This window comes from Bacillus sp. FJAT-26390 (assembly GCF_001682865.1).
Classification (GTDB): domain Bacteria; phylum Bacillota; class Bacilli; order Paenibacillales; family Paenibacillaceae; genus Pristimantibacillus.
Map to the genome: position 1 here is coordinate 1,199,649 of NZ_MAQX01000011.1, position 14,688 is coordinate 1,214,336.

13 protein-coding genes are annotated in these 14,688 nt (G+C 45.4%); 2 read left to right on the forward strand and 11 right to left on the reverse strand.

The window, feature by feature from the left end; genetic code table 11:
* Positions 1-41: 41 nt before the first annotated feature.
* The 6 genes from A7975_RS16895 to A7975_RS16920 all read right to left on the reverse strand — a co-directional run bounded on the left by A7975_RS16895 (position 42) and on the right by A7975_RS16920 (position 5,290).
* The gene (locus tag A7975_RS16895) at positions 42-833 is read right to left on the reverse strand and encodes a TerC family protein (RefSeq protein ID WP_053372586.1); all 792 of its coding nucleotides are present in this window, start codon (positions 831-833) and stop codon (positions 42-44) included.
* Positions 834-857: 24 nt separating this feature from the next.
* On the reverse strand, positions 858-2,150 hold the full coding sequence (locus A7975_RS16900) for a TerD family protein (RefSeq protein WP_053372587.1): 1,293 nt from the start codon (positions 2,148-2,150) through the stop codon (positions 858-860).
* Positions 2,151-2,227: 77 nt separating this feature from the next.
* On the reverse strand, positions 2,228-2,806 hold the full coding sequence (locus tag A7975_RS16905; protein WP_065385837.1) for a TerD family protein: 579 nt from the start codon (positions 2,804-2,806) through the stop codon (positions 2,228-2,230).
* Between the two features lie 93 nt (positions 2,807-2,899).
* Positions 2,900-3,481: a TerD family protein gene (locus tag A7975_RS16910; protein ID WP_053372589.1), complete on the reverse strand. Its 582-nt coding sequence runs from the start codon at positions 3,479-3,481 to the stop codon at positions 2,900-2,902.
* Positions 3,482-3,508: 27 nt separating this feature from the next.
* The gene (locus tag A7975_RS16915; RefSeq protein ID WP_053372590.1) at positions 3,509-4,102 is read right to left on the reverse strand and encodes a TerD family protein; all 594 of its coding nucleotides are present in this window, start codon (positions 4,100-4,102) and stop codon (positions 3,509-3,511) included.
* Positions 4,103-4,999: 897 nt separating this feature from the next.
* The gene (locus A7975_RS16920) at positions 5,000-5,290 is read right to left on the reverse strand and encodes a hypothetical protein (RefSeq protein WP_065385838.1); all 291 of its coding nucleotides are present in this window, start codon (positions 5,288-5,290) and stop codon (positions 5,000-5,002) included.
* Between the two features lie 95 nt (positions 5,291-5,385).
* Here A7975_RS16920 and A7975_RS16925 point away from each other — a divergent pair, with 95 nt between their 5' ends.
* Complete coding sequence (locus tag A7975_RS16925) at positions 5,386-5,694, forward strand: thioredoxin family protein (protein ID WP_082198232.1); 309 nt, start codon at positions 5,386-5,388, stop codon at positions 5,692-5,694.
* Between the two features lie 111 nt (positions 5,695-5,805).
* On the opposite strand, the gene abc-f is transcribed toward A7975_RS16925, so the two are convergent.
* From abc-f to A7975_RS16950, 5 genes are all read right to left on the reverse strand, one after another.
* Positions 5,806-7,620, reverse strand: coding sequence for a ribosomal protection-like ABC-F family protein (gene abc-f, locus A7975_RS16930; protein WP_065385839.1), 1,815 nt, complete (start codon positions 7,618-7,620; stop codon positions 5,806-5,808).
* Between the two features lie 377 nt (positions 7,621-7,997).
* Positions 7,998-8,882, reverse strand: a complete 885-nt coding sequence (locus tag A7975_RS16935; protein WP_065385840.1) for a carbohydrate ABC transporter permease — start codon at positions 8,880-8,882, stop codon at positions 7,998-8,000.
* A 12-nt stretch (positions 8,883-8,894) separates the two neighbouring features.
* Entirely contained in the window at positions 8,895-9,785 is an 891-nt protein-coding gene (locus A7975_RS16940; protein WP_255314303.1) for an ABC transporter permease, read from the reverse strand.
* Between the two features lie 85 nt (positions 9,786-9,870).
* Positions 9,871-11,538, reverse strand: a complete 1,668-nt coding sequence (locus A7975_RS16945; protein WP_065385842.1) for a type 2 periplasmic-binding domain-containing protein — start codon at positions 11,536-11,538, stop codon at positions 9,871-9,873.
* A 93-nt stretch (positions 11,539-11,631) separates the two neighbouring features.
* A complete protein-coding gene (locus tag A7975_RS16950; protein ID WP_065385843.1) occupies positions 11,632-12,933 on the reverse strand; it encodes an ABC transporter substrate-binding protein in 1,302 nt (433 codons plus the stop codon).
* A 189-nt stretch (positions 12,934-13,122) separates the two neighbouring features.
* On the opposite strand from A7975_RS16950, the gene A7975_RS16955 reads away from it, so the two are divergent.
* Positions 13,123-14,670 carry a response regulator transcription factor gene (locus A7975_RS16955; protein ID WP_141680321.1) on the forward strand — a complete coding sequence of 516 codons (1,548 nt, stop codon included), beginning with the start codon at positions 13,123-13,125 and terminating at the stop codon, positions 14,668-14,670.
* The last annotated feature ends 18 nt before the right edge of the window (positions 14,671-14,688 follow it).

The following is a 14,688-nucleotide window of genomic DNA, read 5'->3' on the forward strand; positions in this document are numbered from 1 at the left end:
TCCATTGAGGGATATTTTCGACAATCGTTGTATGCAAGAAACTAGACGGCTTTTGAGCCTCTTTTGTTACGAACTGCGCTATAGATAAGCGTGCCTCCGAATACCGCTATAATTAAGCCGAAGAACAATGTATGCGGCACATGCAAGCCATACGCGCCGCCGATCATTTTTGCAGCGATAACGATGATTAGAATAAAGGCTGCTTTCTCAAGCTCTGGAAACTTATCGATCAGCTTGAGGAATACTTGAGCGACGCCGCGCATCATAAGTACGCCGAGAATACCGCCGAGGAATAGAACCCATACCTCTTCGCTCACGCCAAATGCAGCTAGAACGCTGTCGATACTAAACGCGATATCCATGATCTCAACAGCAAGTACGGTACGCCAGAAGCCGTAGCCTTTATTTTGAACTTCTGCTTCTTCGCCGTCGCCCTTCTTGCCGATGTATGGAATTAATGGAATGTTGCCGACGCGCGCAAGCTTGAATTCAAGATGGAACAGGTTGCTCAGCGCAATCCATAATAAATAGAGTCCGCCCGCGACTTTTATCCACGTAATTTGAACGAGGTAGACACCCACACCGATTGCAATGAACCGGAAAATATAGGCTCCGATAATACCGTAGAACAAAGCTTTCTTCTGCTGGTCCTTCGGCAAATGCTTAACCATTACCGCTAGCACGAGCGCGTTATCTGCCGAAAGCAAGCCTTCCAAAATGACGAGTGTCGCAATGATCCCCCAGTTAGTAGGGTTTGTGAACACTTGCGACAGGTTGTCCCAATGAAAAAAGCTCCCGAAATTTGCGATTACGCTCTGAAAAAAATCAACCATCTGTGAATACCTCCGAATATTGCTTTATTTGCTTCCTTGAACCCATCTAAGACCCCAGCCATAAGCCTCGTCGAGCTCTTTATGCCCGGAGAAGTACTGCACGAGCCGCTGAATACTGAAGGTTTGATCGTTCACATTCTCGATCATAGCTATGGCGCACATGCCCTTGCGATTGTTATGCTCGTCCATGCGCACTTCTATATCTGGCCCGCCTGATTGCGTGATGGTTACGATACCTGCTGCCTCGGCCCAGTTAGTCGCTCCTTCATAGATGTATGCATAGATGACGATTCTTTTAATCTCTGAAACCTTATTGCCGTTGATTCTAAGATTCTCGCCCGTTGTAACCGAACCGGTACGGTCATCGCCATCCAACGAAATGAACGGCTCTCTCGAGAAATCTCCAAATCTTTTGCCCAGTGCCTGTACGGTTCCCTTTTGCCCGTTCTTCAATTCAAACAAGCAACCAACGTCCAGATCAACACCGCCGCTTGAGCGGCCAAAAAATCCGGTTGACGCCTTCTTTTGATTCCAATTCAAATTAACGACGATTTCACCGAGCGATCCGGCACCTTTTTGCAAATTGATGACATCTCCGCGTTTGGTAAGCGAAATCTTGCTGAGATTTACTGGAGCTGTTTTTGGTTCTGGTGCAGGCGGTGCTGGCGGTGCAGGAGGTACTGGCGGCTTAGCAGAAATAATAGGAGCTTTCACAGGTGCTGGCGGCGTACTCGGAGCTGGCGTATCGGCCTTCACTTCAATGCCGAAGCTATTGCAAAGCGCCGCAAGCCCGCCGGAATAGCCTGATCCAATGGCGTTAAACTTCCATTCGCCATTATATCTATATAAATCTCCTACGACTATTGCAGTCTCGATAGAGAAATTTTTTCCAAGGTCATAGCGCAATATTTCGCGTCCTGTTCCTTCGTCAACAACCCGGATATAGGCATCGTTCACGTTAGAAAAATTTTGTCTTTTCGCTTCCCCATCATAGATCGTTAAGGTAAAGGAAATGCGTTCGATCGCCTGAGGCACATCGTTAATGCGTATCATCACTTGTTCCTTATCGACTTTGCCTGCAAGGCTTCGTTTATTATCGCCAATCAGCTCAATCGAACCGCTAGCGTCCTTCGGATTGCTGTAAAAAATCAAATCTTGATCCCCGGCAGTTTTGCCGTTTGCGCGTAATAGAAAGGCTGAGAAATCAACATCAATTCCTGCAGCGCTATTCCAACCCATTCCTACGATCAGGTTTCGATAAGAAGGATTGTTTTTGGTAATATCTGCTTTCTGGCCTTTCATTAATGCTAGCTCCATGCGTAAACCGCCCTTCGGTAATAATAGAAGAGGGTGACAAATCCGCTCCAGCCCTGTCACCCTTTTCGACGTACAGCTTACACGGTAAGTCCGTAGTTGCGGCAAAGCGCTGCAAGTCCGCCCGAGAAACCGGAGCCAACCGCTTGGAATTTCCAATCCGCGCCATGGCGGTACAGCTCGCAAAATACGATTGCCGTTTCAACGGAAAACTCCTCGCCAAGATCGTAACGAAGCACTTCCCTGCCGGTTGTCTCGTCTACCAAACGCACGAATGCATTCGAGACTTGTCCGAAGTTTTGCAGCCTCGACTCGGCATCATGAATCGTGACGCTAATTCCGATTCTCTGAATATGCGCAGGAACCTTGAGAAAATCAATTATGATTTGCTCATCGTCTCCGTCGCCTTCACCCGTACGGTTATCGCCCGTATGCTCAACGGCACCGTTGTAAGCATTCAAAGCATTATAAAATACAAAGTCTTTCTCGTCCTTGGCTTTGCCGTCCTGATGCAGAAGAAACGCGCTCGCATCGAGGTCAATTTCACCGCCGCCGGTATACTTATTCGTATCCCATCCGAGTCCAAGAACAACCTTCGTTAGTCCTGGATTCGTTTTGGTAAGATCAATTCGTTGTCCTTTGGAAAGATTGATGGACATCGCTCTTCTCCTCCTTTATGTGAAAATAAGAATAAGTTCCTTCATTTCAAAAAAGGGCCGCCGCTGGCGACCCTTTACGGGTAGATGGAACGATTAGTTAGCCGATAGGCCGTAGTTGCGTGCAAGACCGCCAAGGCCTTCTTGGAAGCCGCTTCCGATTGCGCTGAACTTCCACTCGCCGGAATGTCGGTATAGCTCGCCTACGATAACAGCCGTTTCAACGGAGAAGTCTTCTCCCAGGTCATAGCGGATAAGCTCTGTGCCGCTTTGCTCGTCAACGATACGAACGAAAGCGTTGGATACTTGTCCAAAATTTTGGCTGCGTGCAGGACCATCATAGATCGTAATGCAGAATGCAATTTTATCTGTTTCTGCTGGAACTGCAGAAAGGTCGATGTTCACTTGCTCATCGTCGCCGTCGCCTGCGCCGGTACGGTTATCGCCCGTGTGAACGATGGAGCCGTTGCTGTTTTTAGGGTTGTTGTAGAAAATAAAGTCGGACTCGGAACCTGCTTTGCCTTGTGCATTAAGAGCAAATACGGATGCATCTAGGTCAAAGTCTTTTCCGCCGTCATATTTATTAGTATCCCAGCCTAGACCTACAGTGATTTTAGTTAGACCCGGGTTTGTTTTCGTAAGATCGATTTTTTGACCTTTGGATAAGCTGATTGCCATTTGAAATGACCTCTTTTCTAATTATAGTTATTGGTATTGACGAGCAAGAATATCAACGTGGGCAGCATGAGTGCCTTCGCCAATTGCATTAAACTTCCATTCGCCGCTGTGTCTGTAAAGCTCACCGACGACCAATGCCGTTTTGCCTGCGTAATTATCCGTCAAGTTGAAACGAATAAGCTCTTGATTGTTGGCAGGATTTACGATGCGGATAAAAGCGGATTTGATCATACCAAAATCTTGACGTCTGGACTCACATTCGTAAATGTTCACCACGCAAAGAATTTTGTGAATATGGTCGGGTACCCGGTCAAGCTGAACGATAATTTGCTCGTCATCGCCATCGCCTTCGCCTGTGATGTTGTCGCCAGTATGGACGACAGATCCGTCACCGCTCTGCTTATTATAGAAACAAACGAGATTTTTCTCGCCGCTTAGCTTGCCGTTTGCATCAAGCAATAACGCCGAAGCATCGCAGTCTACGTTAGCCGCCTTCTTCATTCCGAAGAATCCGCCTTTTACAGCAGCAGGGTCCCACCCTAGGCCTACGATCACTTTGCTAAGACCAGCATTACCTTTTGTCAAGTCAACCTTCTGACCTTTAACGAGAGAGATAGCCATTGTATTGCACCCCCTTTCCATTAGTTAAACTACTAGAGTCAATGAATAACAGGTATAGTTCCATAGGTTCTACCCAACAATACGCCTATTCGACATGTAAGTTCCAAAAAAAAGTGTGGTCACTACATTATTCTACAAATCCTGAACATTACCTCTTCTTTACGGAAACTCCACATGAAAAAAAGCGATATTGCAGAGAAAGCTCGAACTTCGAGCACCTCGCCTTTAATTTTATAACAATCGCCATTCCAATTACAAATTTCTTCAAGTAAAGAGACATTAAGGTATCCACTTCAGCCAAAGTTGTCGTTTTATAAAAGAAATATTTCGCTGTCCTTTCTGCAAAAATTTAAACGAGTCTGCCTTTTTTGACGAAAAAGCAAATATGGCGCCATGCGATAAGCTGACGAACGGACATAATAGCATCCCCCGCGCATCTGCTAAAAAAAAGGTGGAAAAAACAGATCATAAGCGTGATAATTATAAGTAGTAAATATGCGTTAACGAGGTGTTTGTATGGAATTTATAAAACGGAATAAAACAGGACTTATCTTCGCTGCCTTGCTCCTCATTAATGGGTTGTTTTTGCTGTCGCTCGTCCTCTCGAACAAATAAAAAAAGCAGAATAAGCTCGCTAGGCCCTCTGCCCGATTATGATCATGTCAAACTCCACGAGAACACTCGCAAATGAATACGACTGCCCCCACTGCATTGCTGATGAGCCTTTCCGCCTTCAACGTCATTCCTCCCAATATAAATCATTTAATGTTTCCCTAGCTCCCTAAAATGTTCATGTATCTTATGTACTACCAACAATAAGAAACAGGAAAGGGAGCTGCCTCATGGATAGCTCCCTTGTTCTAGATCTAAATCTAGGCTTCTGACTTAATCCTTTGGTTACGGCCCTGTCCCCGTGCTTGCCACATACCAGAAGGGGCCAAGCTTTTTCAAATAAAAGAATCCAAGCTCATCTCCCGTAGCCCGGTTCATAAATCCGCTGACATTGTATAAATGACCGTACTCCGCATCCACTCTCCCCAGTGTCGTAATCTTGGCTTTTAGGCTGTTAATGGGTTGCAGGCTCCCTAAAATATGTCTGCGGATTGTCCATTCGGGAGAAAAAGAGCTAACAAACAAGGAGGCAATAACCAAAATAGCAGCGCCTATAAAAATGTTTTTCTTCTTCATGCCCGTGCTCACCCCGTAACCATGAAATCCATTGCTCTTGTATGCCTCACGCCAATCGAGTACATTACAACTATAAACGTTAAGGAGATCGAGAAATGGCTATCCAAGAAATAGATGAACCATCCTTACTGAACATCATGCTTGCCGAAGGCGGCAAAGCAGCAGTCTACTTCTTTACCCCGCTGTGCGGCACCTGCAAAATCGGCGAGCGCATGCTGGAAATTGCTGATATGACCGGTATTTCCGCCCCGCTGTACAAACTGAATATCAACTATGCGCCGCGGCTGCGCGAGCAATGGAAAATTGCCAGCGTTCCGTGCTTGGCAATACTCGAGAATGGCGAGCTGATTCAGAAGGAATACGCGATGCAGTCCGTTGACCATGTCTATCTGATGCTAAAGTAAGGGGACTCTGCTAGAAAATCATGCTCATGAGCCGCCCCCACTTCCATTTCCATAAATATACAAACGAGGTTCGTTTGCAAAAGGTTGCTCTTCTCCGAGGAAAGACGAGTGTTAATGCTCGCTTATTTGGTCGCGCACTTTGCGAATTTCCTGCATAAGCCGCTGCCGATCCTCTTGCTCAGCCGGCTGTTCGCTGCTCATGAGCCAAGCTAACCGAAGCTGAAGCATTTCCTGCTCGTTCTGGCTAAGCTGCTCCTCCGGCGAGAGCAATCGGCTGCGATCCCTGGACAGGTACTCCTCATAGGTTCCGGGAAACAAGCTCGGCTCGCCATGCCCATCCATTACAAGCAATCGGTTAGCCGCTTGGCGGATCAAATAGCGGTCATGGGTTACAAGAAGTACGGCGCCTGGATAATGCGAAAGCGCCTCTTCCACCTGCTCGCGCGTACTCACATCCAAATAGTTGGTCGGTTCATCCAGCACAAGCAAATTCGCTTTGCCAAAATACAGCCTTAGAAAGGCGACACGGCATTTCTCGCCCATGCTTAAATCCCCGATTCGTTTAAAGACATCCTCTTTCGAAAATAAGAAGCAGCCCAAAATCGTACGCGCATGCGATTGCGTCATCTCCGGAATCATCAGCAGACTGTCCAGAATCGTTGACTCGTGATCAAGCTTATCAAGCTCCTGCTCGAAATATCCGATCTTCACCTGCGGATGAATGGTTACCTCGCCAGCAGTGGGCGTTATGCTGCCTGTCGCCAGCTTCAGCAGCGTCGACTTGCCCGCTCCGTTTGGACCTAGCACGGCGAGTCGGTCGCCCCGGCCAATCGAAAGGTTGAACTGGCTGAACACCTGCTTGCGGCCCTCATAAGCAAAACTCACATTCTCCATGCGCAGCAGCGTCGACGCCGCGAAGCCCTCCGTTTCCAATTGCATGCGAAGCTGCGACTCCTCCCGAGGCTTCTGAACTTTGTCGCTCTCTAGCCGCTCCAGCGCAGACTCCTTGGCATGGAGGCGCGAGACGTTTTTTTTCGATTTTGATCTCAAAAAATCATTTTGTCCCGCTGCCTTGTGCGCTTGCTGGAACCATTCCGCGTACATCCGAATGCTCTCAAGCAGCTTCTCCCGCTCCAGCTGCTGTTTTTTGTGCAGCGCCGCCTGCGTCCTAAGCTCAAGCTCCTTCTGCGCTTTATAGTCGGTATAACCGCCGGGATAACGGCGGCAGCCATGCCGCTCCAGCTCCAATACGGCCGTTGCCGTATGATCGATAAACGTTCGGTCATGCGACACGTACACGATCGTTCCCGGATACGACTGCACCCATTGCTCCAGCCAGTCAAGCGCGGCCGAGTCCAAGTGATTCGTTGGCTCATCCAAAATGACGAGCTTCGGCTCCCTTACCATAAGCGCCGCCAGCTGGGCTTTCGTCTTCTGGCCTCCGCTAAGCCGCGCAAACGGTAGGCTCCATAGCGTAGGATCAAAGCCCAATTGATTTAAGCATCGCTCCGCCTTGATCTCCCAGCCGTAGCCATCTAGCTGCGCATACCTTTCGTACAGCTCGCTATAGCGGCTCAGCAGCTCCTCGCTCGTCTCCGCCCCCATTTGCTGCGTCAGCTCCGACAACGCTTGCTTCAAGCCGAACAGCTCAGCCGATCCCGCTTGAACGAATTCGAGCAGCGTCAGCGAGGAACGCAGCTGCGCCTGCTGGTCGAGCAAGCCCCACTCGTCAAGCGGCAACAAGCGCTGCACCTCGCCGCCATCTAGCGTTAGCCTGCCGGTCAGCCCTTGCAATAACGTCGTTTTGCCCACGCCATTTCGTCCAAACAGCGCAAGCCGCTCGCCTTCTTTCACTTCAAAGCTTATATTTTCGAACAGCAGATTGCCGTCCCATTCTTTAGTCAATTGTTTCACTTTTAACAGCATCAATGAACATTCCCCATTTCAATAAACATAATAAAAAACCGTGGCCAGCGGCACACGGTCGAATACGCAGGGGAATATCAGGTAAACGAAAATAAGGAGGCGTTACACCGCTTTGTCGCGGGTAAACATCACCTATCTATCGCTGCTGATTGACTATCCATAAGTCCCCAAATCGACGCACGTATCCCTGACCGGTTCTCGCTGCCGAGAACGCCGCTTGTACTTAGACAAGTTGTTTGCAGGAATCGTGTACTTACTTCATCGGCTGGGTTACCTCCGTCAGTCATCAGTTTTGATATGTGTCTATTATAACGAACTGCCAAATACATTTTCAAGCCTAACTTTCCAGACAGTTCCAGACAAGCTGCGCATCTCTCTTATTCTTTAACTGAACCAAGCATAATACCATGAATAAAATATTTCTGTAAAAATGGATATAAAATGAGAATAGGCAGCATGGAAATAAATATTTTTGCCGCATTCAACGTTTTCGCAGAAACATTTTGCAATTTTACCAGCTGTTCTACAGTCAGTTTGCTCGGGTCAATCTTGACGATCAGCTGCTGTATATAGGTCTGTAACGGGTAATGCTCGACCTTATTCATATAAATTAATCCGTCAAAAAAAGCATTCCAATGGCCGACAATACTAAACAATGTAATAACAGCCACCGTAGGAACGGCAATGGGCAAGAAAATTCTGATCATCATGTACCAAGGTCCGGCACCGTCTATCATCGCCGCTTCTTCCATTTCCTTCGGTATATTGCGGAAATAATTCATCAGCAGCATGACGTTGAAGATCGGAACGGCCGATGGAAGGACCAGCGCCCAAATGCTATCCATCAATCCTAAATCTTTCACCGTGAAATACATCGGTATCATTGAGGGCGAAAACAACATATTAAACAATAAAAAATACATAACGGCATTCCGAAACGGCAGCTGTTTGGTCGTTCTCGACATCGGGAAAGCAAGAAGCAGCGTCATTAGAAAATTCAACGAACTCCCGAGAATGACCCTTATGATGCTAATCAGAAAAGATCTCCAAAACTGTTGATCTCCAATGATTTGAGTATACGATGTAAAATTGAAATGCACCGGCCAGAAAAACACCATTCCCGCTTCAGCAGCGCTTTTGGAACTAAAGGACAGAGCAAGCGTATGCCAAATGGGAGCAAGACATAGCAAGGCCAGCAAGCTCAGCAATACCACATTAAAATGATCAAAAATTCGGGAAGCGACACTATTATCTGTCATGATTTCACACCTGCCTTAGAATATACGGTAATTAGCAAATTTTTTAGCAAGCATGTTGGAAATAACGATCAAAACGAAACTGATGAGCGATTTCATCAACCCAACGGCAGTCGCCAAACTGTATTGCTGGGAGACAAGCCCCGCGCGATATACATAAGTATCAATAATATCCGAAGATTCATATACAATAGGATTATACATATTGAATATTTGATCGAAGCCTGCGTTTAGTATATTTCCCAAACTCAAAGTAACTAACAAAACAATGGTAGGCACGATGCCAGGAAGCGTAATATACATAATTCTTTGAAATCGGTTTGCTCCATCAATGGCTGCAGCCTCATATAAACCGGGATTAATGCCTGCTAAAGCAGCCAAGTAAACAATCGCGCCGAAGCCGAACTCTTTCCAGACGTCGCTTCCAATTAAAAGAAAAGGAAATAGCTGATTGCTGCCTAAAAATTGAATGGGTTGAACTCCGAACCACTGCACAACTTTGTTGACCATTCCTTCAAGTGAAAAAAGGTCTATCAATATACCCGATAAAATAACCCATGATAAAAAGTGAGGAATGTACACAAGCGTCTGAATGGATCTTTTGGCAAACTTTAGCCTTAGCTCATTCAACAAAATAGCGAAGGTTAGAGAAAAGACCATCCCTGCAATAATTTTCAAACAGGCGATATTGATCGTATTGAATAAAATCTGGCGGCTATCAGGCAGCTGAAACATAAACTCGAAATTTTCCAGACCCACCCACTTGGAATGAAGCATTCCTTTGAACGGATTATAATTTTGAAAAGCGATAATGGAGCCGAACAATGGATACGTATTAAAAACGAATAGAAGACATAACCCTGGAATCAACATCATCCAATAGTGTTTAATATTCAATCTTTCCCTCACATTCTTCACCTCCTGCGTTCATAATCCAGCAGGCAAGCCAGCTCCCTTTGGACAAGAGAACCAGCCCGCTTGCAGATTTTTCTTTTTATTTTCCTGCCAGCTCTCTAATTTCTTGCGTGACCTGTTCGCCGCCCAATTCGGTCCATTTCTTCGCAAAATCATCAAAGGCGCTAATATCTAACTGACCCATAACTATCTTCAAATACGTTTCATTTTCTAATTTACTTAACGTTGCCCATTTTTGAATCATACTTTCCGTCGTGCCCGTAAACTCATTATTCACAATTTTTATCGGCTGGCTAAGCACCTTGCCGGATGCAAGCCAACTAGCAGATAAAGCCCAATCAGGCACTACTTTTCTCGGATTCTGCTGATCTCGCAAATAGGCTTCATATATCGTTTTTTTAACCGGGTCCAGGCTTTCAGGCTTATTCTTTCCGTCGATTACGCTTTGGACTTCAATGGACGTTCTTTCTACCTTATCGCCATATTCAAGTGTCATCCGAATTGGCCAGTACCCTAGATCAACATTCGGATCCAGCTTTTGTCCACCTTCCGGATCTTCCCCGACTAAATTGGCGCCATATAAGTTCATATACAGGATTAAAGCTTCCGGATGTTTAAATCCTTTCTTTAGAACGACAAAGTCACCGCTTGCCGATCCGCGATTTGACGTAAAGGTGCCATCAGCTCCAAAAGGCGCTAGTACGGAAATCCATTCCGCTTTTGGATCATTTTTCACCGCATCCTGCAGCATGCCAAGCGGCATCCACCAAGGCCCGAAGAACATGCCGGCTTTGCCGCTCTTTACATACTGAGAAGGGTCATCGCGAAATGCGAACTGCTTGTCGATCACGCCTTCATTATACATTTTCTGTAAAATTCCGAGGCCTTTCTTAGCTTCCGGTTGGATGGAGCCATATTCGATTTCACCCTTGTCATTCTTCACCCACATGCCGGGGAAGGCCTGATCGAGTGCGAAAATTTGTTCAAAACCAAAGTAGTGATTTTTATCATTCGTAACAAGAGCTGAATTTTTGCTCGGACCGGGCAATCCCATCGTGTCGGCCTGGCCATTGCCGTCGGGGTCTTTTTCTATAAAAGCCTTTGCAACAGTAATAATGTCGTCCAGCGTCTTAGGTTCCTTCAATCCCAATTTATCCAGCCAATCTTTGCGAACCCAAAGCATGTTCGTAAAATCCGCCATCGTGTTAACGTTAGGGATTGCCATTAATTTACCGTCGACCGTCGCCTGGTTCAGCGACCTCCCGTTGGTTGAATCGTAAATTTTCTTCAAGATTGGAGAGGCATACTTGTTATAAACAGCAGTCAAATCTTCAACCTGACCGTTTTCTACCAATTTTTTGAAATCAGCTTCCGCTATTACAGTAACATCCGGCAGCTCGTTACTGGCCATTGCCAAACTAAGCTTTTGGTCATAAGCTTCCGGAGCAGTTGTGAAGGCCGCTTCAAAAGATATATTCAGCTTTTCTTTCACGTATCTGGTGAATTGATTATTATCATTCGAGTCGCCTGCCGGCAGATTCCCAGCACCCTGCTTAGCATTGGGATCTACAACTTTCGGAATACTGAAAACCACTTCATCCTTCATCTTCCCATCCACAATGGCATCGTTGCCAGCCGTGCCGCCATCCGTCGTTACATTTCCGCCCGTACTTTTGGTACCGCTTTCACAAGCTGCCATACTACTTGCAATAATCAAGCTCAACATAAATAATGCAGCCTTTTTCATAGAGAATCCCCCGTTCATTCTATTGATATAGCAACTCACATTCCATCATTTGAAGGGAAGATTGTTTGTTTTCCTCCCTCCGTCCCTAAATGGCTACTTCAACTCAGGGGCAATATTTTTTATACTTTGCGTCACTTTTTTAATTAATTCGTCATTGCCAATTCCAGGGTCGGAGGCCAGCGTCTTCAAAGCAATTACAACCCCATTCGAAATAATGGTATCGTCATACTTACTTAGCGGGATGTACTTCGTTACGACATTTAGGTCTTGGAAGAAGGTGATTCCAATATCCTGCTCGCCAAACCAAGGCGTTTTCCAATTGATAAAGCCTGGATTGTCATAGGCAGCTTTGAAGTGCGTAAATATCCCATCCTTTTTATTCGCTTCAGCACCTTCTTGTGAAAGTTGTGACCACTGGATAAATTTCCATGCTTGCTCTTTGTTCTTCGCATTGCGAGGAATTCCGAAGGAGCTTCCTCCCCAAATAAATCCTCCGCCAGGCGGCACCATAAGCCCCCATCTCCCGTTGCTGCCATTCTTGTCATTTGGCTCGATCTGATAGCGGGGCGACCAAATCGCGGCAGGGTAGAAGATGTGGTTGTTTTGTGCAAAAGATGAGTTACTCAATGGTGAGCTTTTATCGAGATTATCAATGATACCTGCATCACTCATCCTTCGGATGAGAACAAACAAAGCGGCTAATTTATTCACGTTTATTTTGTTGCCTATTGCATAGGGCTCGGGATTCTGGCCTGCAATGATCTGCCAAGCTTCTCTGAGGCTTGTAAACATGTACACCTTGCCTCCGCTTTTCTCTAAAACGTCCTTCCCCTTTGCAATAAACTGATCCCAATTCGGGAGAAGCGCTTGAAGCTTATTCGGATCATCCGTGCCAAAATATTGCTTCGTTAATTCACGTTTGTAGGCTAATCCTGCGATGCTCATGTCCATTGGAACAGACACGATCTTGCCATATGCATTTGAATTTTGAGGTACGTCGTAATCAAAGATTAAATCCCGATTGAATTTGTACGGTTCGGCCTCCAGGTTTTCTAGCAAACCCATATTATTCAGCTGCCCCCGAAAATCACGCTCAATCATGAGAATATCCGGCAAATCACCACCCGACGCCAGTGAGACCTGCAATTTTTTCATTATATCTCCCGATGATATATTTACGTAATTGATTGAGATATCCGGGTATTTATTTTTAAACCCTTGCAGCACATTGTCCTTCGGCTTGTCCCAACCCCAGATTGTAACCGTACCACTGCTGCCAATGGTTTGATTTCCCTTCGCTTCCTGAGCTTTGGTTCCACCATTGCTGCAAGCTATAAGCGACAATATGAATAAAAATGATAACCCCCTTATACCCAATTGAGTCCCTTTATTCATCTTCCTTGACCCCCCTTTTCAATTGCTAAGGTTGGTTATGTTTTGAAGCATACCACGCACCTTAGGGCGAAAAAACATCACAATTCTATACTATTATTCAATTTCCTATACTCGGCTAGTTAGCAAATGACCACATGTTATAATGGATATTAACGTGAAATCGGAGGGTAACCAGTGGAGCCTTTAACTATGAAAGTAATGATTGTTGACGATGAAGCTCTTGCTGTTGAAGATCTGGAATCTTTAATCGAATGGCAAGATTATAATTTCCATATTATTGGAACAGCTAGAAACGGAAGACGGGCCATGGAGCTATTTCGAGTTCATAAGCCTGATCTTGTTATTACAGATGTTCGTATGCCTATCGTAAACGGATTGGAACTCGCTGAACTAATCAGATCCGAGAATGAACTATGTCGGATTATTATGATAACGTCATACCAGGACTTCGAATATGCCAAACAAGCGATTCGCTACGGCGTGTCGAGTTACTTACTCAAGCATGAAATTGATGCTCAAACGTTGCTGGATACGATTCTGTCAGTACGTCTGCAGTGGGAGAGACTGATCAGCAGTGTTTCTATGGTTCAAGAGGAATATTTGCGGAAGCTATTCATAGGCAAGCATACGGAAGCGCCTCATCATCTTGGAACAGACTGGCTGAAACAATTAGATTCTCCTTTGGCACTGTTCTATTTGAAGCAGGACACGCCCTATCCTCTTTTTCCAGAGTTAATCTCTGAGTTTGGAATTCCATTATCGCAAATATTTAAATATGATCAATTCGATATAGAGATGAGTATGAAGCATCTAATTTCAGTTCCTTTAAACGATAGGGAGATTGTGCTTATTTATTCAATAACAAATACCCACCAGTTATGGAAAGTCCAACAAGAACAGATCAATCTTGCGAAGCATCTTCAAAAAATAATGCGTCAATCCAGCAACGAAACGATTTCTATCGCAGGCTCGGTAGCAGCTTCCGGTAAACGGGAACTTAACACCATCTTTCATCGAAGTCATGCGTTGTTTCTCAAGCGATGGTTTAATGGAAGAGAAGCGTACTACACATTAGAGGATAATCCTGATATTGAACTTTCTCCGAATACCTTTTTTCCAGAGCAACTTCAAGAAATACAGGAAGAGCGTGACCTCTTGGTTCTTCAAGAGAAAATTCCAGGTTACTTTGATCACATTCAAAAGTTAAATGACCCGTTGTCCCTGCAATTGTTAACTTCGGAATTACTAAAGAAGCTCGATTTTCATCGCAACAAATACGGCATGCTCCCTACAAAAATCGCCAATGAAGACATGGTGCATCAAGTGCTGCAAATATTCCATGTTGATGATATCAAACAATGGTTCATCTCACAGATGAATCTGCTTTCTCAGCAAATCGAGAAGGATGGATTCTCTAATCTATCTCGGAAAACACGTGAAGCTATTCAATTCATTCATAAGAACTACAATGCTGACTTAAGTGTAGAGAGCGTGTCCACATCGGTGAGTATCAGCGTTCCCTATTTGCATCAGCTCTTCAAAAAAGAATTGCAGCAAACATTCCTGGAATATGTTACCTCTTACCGCGTTAATATAGCGAAGAAATTACTTCAGGAAAACAACCTTAAGATTTATGAAATTGCCGAAAAAATTGGTTACCGCAACAGCGCCTACTTCAGTCAGGTTTTTTACAAGGTGACTGGCTTTACGCCGCAAGAATATCGCAAAGGAGGTTAATTATCCTGATAAACCGTA

What these genes read in the sequence shown, in the direction of transcription:
- A7975_RS16915 (WP_053372590.1), bottom strand. Translation starts at nt 4,102, where the DNA reads ATGGCTATCTCTCTCGTTAAAGGTCAGAAGGTTGACTTGACAAAAGGT.
- A7975_RS16945 (WP_065385842.1), bottom strand. Translation starts at nt 11,538, where the DNA reads ATGAAAAAGGCTGCATTATTTATGTTGAGCTTGATTATTGCAAGTAGT.
- A7975_RS16955 (WP_141680321.1), top strand. Translation starts at nt 13,123, where the DNA reads ATGAAAGTAATGATTGTTGACGATGAAGCTCTTGCTGTTGAAGATCTG.
- A7975_RS16920 (WP_065385838.1), bottom strand. Translation starts at nt 5,290, where the DNA reads ATGAAGAAGAAAAACATTTTTATAGGCGCTGCTATTTTGGTTATTGCC.
- A7975_RS16925 (WP_082198232.1), top strand. Translation starts at nt 5,386, where the DNA reads ATGGCTATCCAAGAAATAGATGAACCATCCTTACTGAACATCATGCTT.
- A7975_RS16910 (WP_053372589.1), bottom strand. Translation starts at nt 3,481, where the DNA reads ATGGCAATCAGCTTATCCAAAGGTCAAAAAATCGATCTTACGAAAACA.
- abc-f (WP_065385839.1), bottom strand. Translation starts at nt 7,620, where the DNA reads ATGCTGTTAAAAGTGAAACAATTGACTAAAGAATGGGACGGCAATCTG.
- A7975_RS16905 (WP_065385837.1), bottom strand. Translation starts at nt 2,806, where the DNA reads ATGTCCATCAATCTTTCCAAAGGACAACGAATTGATCTTACCAAAACG.
- A7975_RS16895 (WP_053372586.1), bottom strand. Translation starts at nt 833, where the DNA reads ATGGTTGATTTTTTTCAGAGCGTAATCGCAAATTTCGGGAGCTTTTTT.
- A7975_RS16900 (WP_053372587.1), bottom strand. Translation starts at nt 2,150, where the DNA reads ATGGAGCTAGCATTAATGAAAGGCCAGAAAGCAGATATTACCAAAAAC.
- A7975_RS16950 (WP_065385843.1), bottom strand. Translation starts at nt 12,933, where the DNA reads ATGAATAAAGGGACTCAATTGGGTATAAGGGGGTTATCATTTTTATTC.